Origin of the sequence: Micromonospora deserti, from assembly GCF_003236335.1 — a bacterium.
Lineage (GTDB): Bacteria > Actinomycetota > Actinomycetes > Mycobacteriales > Micromonosporaceae > Micromonospora > Micromonospora deserti.
Genome location: NZ_POUB01000515.1, coordinates 1 through 1,034 on the forward strand (window position 1 = coordinate 1; position 1,034 = coordinate 1,034).

Annotated in this window: 1 protein-coding gene; it reads left to right on the plus strand. The window is 69.2% G+C overall.

The window, feature by feature from the left end; genetic code table 11:
- On the plus strand, positions 1-1,034 hold a 1,034-nt coding region (locus C1I99_RS31650), incomplete at both ends, for a TrbL/VirB6 family protein (protein WP_499877953.1).

The following is a 1,034-nucleotide window of genomic DNA, read 5'->3' on the forward strand; positions in this document are numbered from 1 at the left end:
GCCCGGCCCCGACCCCCGTCCAGCCTTCTGTTGACGATGATCCGGCCTGGTACGACATCGCCGGCCAGATCCGCAAGGCCGTGGTGGACCTGGTCGTATGGGCCGCCGAGCAGGCCCTCCAGCCCGTGATGGAAGCCCTCGGCGCGTCGTGGCTATCCACCCCCGACCTCACCAACAACGAGCACGTCAAGGCGATCTGGACGACCAGCCTTATCGTCGCCAACGGCGTCACCGTGCTGTTCATCGTCGCCGGAGGGTTCCTGGTCACCGCCCGGGAAACCCTGCAAACGCAGTATGGCCTCAAGCAGGTGCTACCCCGCATCGCCGTGGGCGTGGTCCTGGTTAATTGCAGCCTGATCATCGGGCAGAAGGCCATCGAGCTGACCAACGCGCTGACCGTGGCCATCGCCGGCAACACGATCGACGGACCGACCGCCGCGACCGCCATCCGGCAGGTCGTGGACGACGCCCTGCGAGGCGGCGGGTTCCTGATGGCGTTGCTGGCCATCGCCGTGATCGTGATGTGCCTCGTCCTGGAGTTCACGTTCGTCCTACGCCTGGCGGCGCTGGTCATCCTGCTCGGCGTCGCCCCAGCGGCGTTGATCTGCCACGCCAGCCCGCTCACCGAGGGAGTGGGACACCTGTGGTGGCGCTGCACCCTGGCCTGCCTCGGCCTGCAACTCGGTCAAGCCATCGTCGTCATGGCCAGCGTCAAGGTGTTCCTCACCCCCACCGGACCGACCGTCCTGGGCGTACCCGCGACCGGGCAAGGACTCCTCGGCGTCGTGGTCTGCCTGACGATGCTGTGGCTGCTGATCAAGCTGCCGGGCTGGATGCGACAGTTCGTCCTCGGCCCGCTCGGGCAGCGCGGCGGCCGAGGACTGCTCGGGCAACTCGTCCACGCCTTCATCATGATCAAAACGCTCGGTGCGGCGGCCGGCATCCTGGGCGGCGCGAGCCCGTCCCGGACCGGCGGACGGACGGCCCCTCGTCCGCCCGGCCCCCGTCCGTCACCGGGTGGCCCCCGTCCGCCC